Origin of the sequence: uncultured Phycicoccus sp. (assembly GCF_947495705.1) — a bacterium.
Lineage (GTDB): Bacteria > Actinomycetota > Actinomycetes > Actinomycetales > Dermatophilaceae > Phycicoccus.
Map to the genome: position 1 here is coordinate 1 of NZ_CANLZR010000019.1, position 5,463 is coordinate 5,463.

Genomic DNA, 5,463 nt, shown 5'->3' on the forward strand with positions numbered 1-5,463 from the left:
CATGAGAAAGGGCCCGTCGCGAACGACGGGCCCTTTCTTGAAAGTATGTCCGGCTGCGTCCTACTCTCCCACACCGTCACCAGTGCAGTACCATCGGCGCTGAAGGGCTTAGCTTCCGGGTTCGGAATGGAGCCGGGCGTTTCCCCTTCGCTATGACAGCCGAAACTCTATGGAGATGTCAGTCGTCCCGACCGTATCTCGGGAACTGCACAGTGGACGCGAACACAGAAGTCTTTATATGTGTGTATCAAGTTGTCGGCTTATTAGTACCAGTCAGCTGCATGCATTGCTGCACTTCCACATCTGGCCTATCAACCCGGTAGTCTAGCCGGGAGCCTCTCGGGGCGAACCCCATGGAAACCTCATCTTGAAGCGTGCTTCCCGCTTAGATGCTTTCAGCGGTTATCACTTCCGAACGTAGCTAATCAGCGGTGCTCTTGGCAGAACAACTGACACACCAGAGGTTCGTCCATCCCGGTCCTCTCGTACTAGGGACAGCCCTTCTCAAGTTTCCTACGCGCACAGAGGATAGGGACCGAACTGTCTCACGACGTTCTAAACCCAGCTCGCGTACCGCTTTAATGGGCGAACAGCCCAACCCTTGGGAGCAACTCCACCCCCAGGATGCGACGAGCCGACATCGAGGTGCCAAACCATGCCGTCGATATGGACTCTTGGGCAAGATCAGCCTGTTATCCCCGGGGTACCTTTTATCCGTTGAGCGACGGCGCTTCCACAAGCCACCGCCGGGTCACTAGTTCCGACTTTCGTCCCTGCTCGAGATGTCTCTCTCGCAGTCAAGCTCCCTTGTGTACTTACACTCGACACCTGATTGCCAACCAGGCTGAGGGAACCTTTGAGCGCCTCCGTTACATTTTAGGAGGCAACCGCCCCAGTTAAACTACCCACCAGGCACTGTCCCTGATCCGGATCACGGACCGAGGTTAGATATCCAGAACGACCAGAGTGGTATTTCAACGTTGACTCCACACACACTGGCGTGCATGCTTCACAGTCTCCCACCTATCCTACACAAGCCGTACCGAACACCAATACCAAGCTATAGTAAAGGTCCCGGGGTCTTTCCGTCCTTCTGCGCGTAACGAGCATCTTTACTCGTAGTGCAATTTCGCCGAGTTCGCGGTTGAGACAGTGGAGAAGTCGTTACGCCATTCGTGCAGGTCGGAACTTACCCGACAAGGAATTTCGCTACCTTAGGATGGTTATAGTTACCACCGCCGTTTACTGGGGCTTAAATTCTGAGCTTCGACCCGAAGATCTAACCCGTCCTCTTAACCTTCCAGCACCGGGCAGGCGTCAGTCCGTATACATCGTCTTGCGACTTCGCACGGACCTGTGTTTTTAGTAAACAGTCGCTTCTCCCTGGTCTCTGCGGCCCTTTCCCCTAGGAGGCAAGCTCCTTCAGGGTCCGGGCCCCCCTTCTCCCGAAGTTACGGGGGCATTTTGCCGAGTTCCTTAACCACGATTCACTCGATCGCCTTGGTATTCTCTACCTAACCACCTGAGTCGGTTTGGGGTACGGGCGGCTCGAACCTCGCTAGAAGATTTTCTTGGCAGCATAGGATCACCCTGCTTCCCGCATTCGCGGTCACTATCAGGTCTCAGGATATGTGCGAGACGGATTTGCCTATCTCGCTCCCTACACCCTTGGACGTGGACAACCATCGCCACGCGGAGGCTACCTTCCTGCGTCTCTCCATCGCTTGACTACTACAACCTCGGGTCGCGCGCTCCACTCAGGTCCGCTCCCGAAGGATTGGACAAGAGCGTCAGGCGCTTAGCATCAGAAGGTTCGTCATGGGCGGTTCTTCGCCGGTTCCGGAATATCAACCGGATGTCCATCGACTACGCCTGTCGGCCTCGCCTTAGGTCCCGACTTACCCAGGGCAGATTAGCTTGACCCTGGAACCCTTGGTTATTCGGCGGACGGGTTTCTCACCCGTCTTTCGCTACTCATGCCTGCATTCTCACTCGTGTGGCCTCCACGGCTGGATCACTCCGCCGCTTCCCTGGCCACACGACGCTCCCCTACCCATCGACACGCGTGGACCGTGAACCCGCAGGTGTCACGGCCAGGCAATGTGTCAATGCCACAGCTTCGGCGGTGTGCTTGAGCCCCGCTACATTGTCGGCGCGGAATCACTTGACCAGTGAGCTATTACGCACTCTTTAAAGGGTGGCTGCTTCTAAGCCAACCTCCTGGTTGTCAATGCAACTCCACATCCTTTCCCACTTAGCACACGCTTAGGGGCCTTAGCTGGTGATCTGGGCTGTTTCCCTCTCGACTACGGAGCTTATCCCCCGCAGTCTCACTGCCACGCTCTCACTTACCGGCATTCGGAGTTTGGCTAACGTCAGTAACCTGGTAAGGCCCATCGGCTATCCAGTAGCTCTACCTCCGGTAAGAAACACGTGACGCTGCACCTAAATGCATTTCGGGGAGAACCAGCTATCACGGAGTTTGATTGGCCTTTCACCCCTACCCACAGCTCATCCCCTCAGTTTTCAACCTAAGTGGGTTCGGTCCTCCACGACGTCTTACCGTCGCTTCAACCTGGCCATGGGTAGATCACTCCGCTTCGGGTCTAGACCCAGCGACTCATTCGCCCTATTCGGACTCGCTTTCGCTACGGCTTCCCCACACGGGTTAACCTCGCCACTGAGCACTAACTCGCAGGCTCATTCTTCAAAAGGCACGCTGTCACCCCACAAGGAGGCTCCAACGGATTGTAGGCACGCGGTTTCAGGATCTATTTCACTCCCCTCCCGGGGTGCTTTTCACCTTTCCCTCACGGTACTTGTTCACTATCGGTCACCAGGGAATATTTAGGCTTAGCGGGTGGTCCCGCCAGATTCGCACGGGATTTCTCGGGCCCCGTGCTACTTGGGATGGTTCTCTGGAGTGCTCGTCATTTCGTCTACGGGGGTCGCACCCTCTATGCCGGACCTTTCAATGTCCTTCGACTATAACGCGCGTTTCTGACTCCATGCCAGCATGTCAGCACTGACTGAGAAGTCCCACGACCCCGACCATGCAACGCCTGACAGCTATCACACATGATCGGTTTAGCCTGATCCGCTTTCGCTCGCCACTACTCACGGAATCGCGGTTGCTTTCTCTTCCTGTGGGTACTGAGATGTTTCACTTCCCCACGTTCCCTCTACCCACCCTATGTGTTCAGGTGGGAGTGACTGGACTTGCCTCCAGCCGGGTTTCCCCATTCGGAAATCCTCGGATCACAGTCTGGTTATCGACTCCCCGAGGCTTATCGCAGATTCCTACGTCCTTCTTCGGTTCCTGGTGCCAAGGCATCCACCGTGTGCCCTTAAAAACTTGATATGCACAAAGATTTAAGATGCTCGCGTCCACTGTGTAGTTCTCAACATACGGGCGGGCCCAAGCCATGATCGGCGCCTACCGGCTCAGTAAGCCGGCGGTTCGTCCGTGACAGGGGTCCTGGCCTATACGGCCCGAGGTGAGCGAAACGCCCGAACCCTCAGGACCCAACAACGTGTCAGGCACCGCGCCCACCCCGACCGCTTTCCACACTCCCGAAAGAGCTGTACTCGCTGGCCGAACCAGACTCGGTGCCAAATAATCGATGTTCCACCCTTGAGCACCTGCTGACCGACAGTCGCGGTCAGACCAGGCCCTGGATCGCCTGTGACAGCGACCAGTGCTCCTTAGAAAGGAGGTGATCCAGCCGCACCTTCCGGTACGGCTACCTTGTTACGACTTAGTCCCAATCGCCAGTCCCACCTTCGACGGCTCCCTCTCAAAGAGTTGGGCCACCGGCTTCGGGTGTTACCGACTTTCGTGACTTGACGGGCGGTGTGTACAAGGCCCGGGAACGTATTCACCGTAGCGTTGCTGATCTACGATTACTAGCGACTCCGACTTCATGGGGTCGAGTTGCAGACCCCAATCCGAACTGAGACCGGCTTTTTGGGATTCGCTCCACCTCGCGGTTTCGCAGCCCTCTGTACCGGCCATTGTAGCATGTGTGAAGCCCAAGACATAAGGGGCATGATGATTTGACGTCGTCCCCACCTTCCTCCGAGTTGACCCCGGCAGTCTCCTATGAGTCCCCGCCATCACGCGCTGGCAACATAGAACGAGGGTTGCGCTCGTTGCGGGACTTAACCCAACATCTCACGACACGAGCTGACGACAACCATGCACCACCTGTATACGAGTGTCCAAAGAGAACGTCATCTCTGACGCGTTCTCGCATATGTCAAGCCTTGGTAAGGTTCTTCGCGTTGCATCGAATTAATCCACATGCTCCGCCGCTTGTGCGGGCCCCCGTCAATTCCTTTGAGTTTTAGCCTTGCGGCCGTACTCCCCAGGCGGGGAACTTAATGCGTTAGCTGCGGCACGGATCTCGTGGAATGAGACCCACACCTAGTTCCCAACGTTTACGGCGTGGACTACCAGGGTATCTAATCCTGTTCGCTCCCCACGCTTTCGCTTCTCAGCGTCAGTAGTGGCCCAGAGACCTGCCTTCGCCATCGGTGTTCCTCCTGATATCTGCGCATTTCACCGCTACACCAGGAATTCCAGTCTCCCCTACCACACTCTAGTCTGCCCGTACCCACTGCAAGTCCGGGGTTGAGCCCCGGATTTTCACAGCAGACGCGACAAACCGCCTACAAGCTCTTTACGCCCAATAATTCCGGACAACGCTCGCACCCTACGTATTACCGCGGCTGCTGGCACGTAGTTAGCCGGTGCTTCTTTTGCAGGTACCGTCACTTTCGCTTCTTCCCTGCCGAAAGAGGTTTACAACCCGAAGGCCGTCATCCCTCACGCGGCGTCGCTGCATCAGGCTTTCGCCCATTGTGCAATATTCCCCACTGCTGCCTCCCGTAGGAGTCTGGGCCGTGTCTCAGTCCCAGTGTGGCCGGTCGCCCTCTCAGGCCGGCTACCCGTCGTCGCCTTGGTGAGCCATTACCTCACCAACTAGCTGATAGGCCGCGAGTCCATCCCAGACCGAAAAACTTTCCAGACGGTAGAGATGCCTCTCCGTCTCGTATCCGGTATTAGCTCCGGTTTCCCGGGGTTATTCCAGAGTCTGGGGCAGGTTACTCACGTGTTACTCACCCGTTCGCCACTGATCCAGTAGAAGCAAGCTCCCACCTTCACCGTTCGACTTGCATGTGTTAAGCACGCCGCCAGCGTTCGTCCTGAGCCAGGATCAAACTCTCCGTTGATGTATGACACCCGGCCAAAGCCGGGAAATCGTTACCCTCGAAGGGTTGTTTCACTGGCTGAGCACGAACAACCAGCTCTCGCTTGTTGTTCGTTGTCCAACCAAAGGATTTTCGTGCACCGAACCATGAACCCGACCAGACAGGCCAGACCCACACCCGATGCGACGAGGTAATTGGCATCGATTTTTGACACGCTGTTGAGTTCTCAAGGATCGGACGCGCACCAAC

Annotated in this window: 3 rRNA genes; all 3 read right to left on the minus strand. The window is 56.4% G+C overall.

The features are described from left to right. Positions 1–47: 47 nt before the first annotated feature. Positions 48–164, minus strand: a 5S ribosomal RNA gene (gene rrf, locus Q0963_RS16470). A gap of 79 nt (positions 165–243) precedes the next feature. Beyond that, positions 244–3,361, minus strand: a 23S ribosomal RNA gene (locus Q0963_RS16475). A gap of 348 nt (positions 3,362–3,709) precedes the next feature. After that, positions 3,710–5,235, minus strand: a 16S ribosomal RNA gene (locus Q0963_RS16480). The 16S, 23S and 5S rRNA genes sit together here, the layout of an rRNA operon. Positions 5,236–5,463 lie beyond the last annotated feature (228 nt).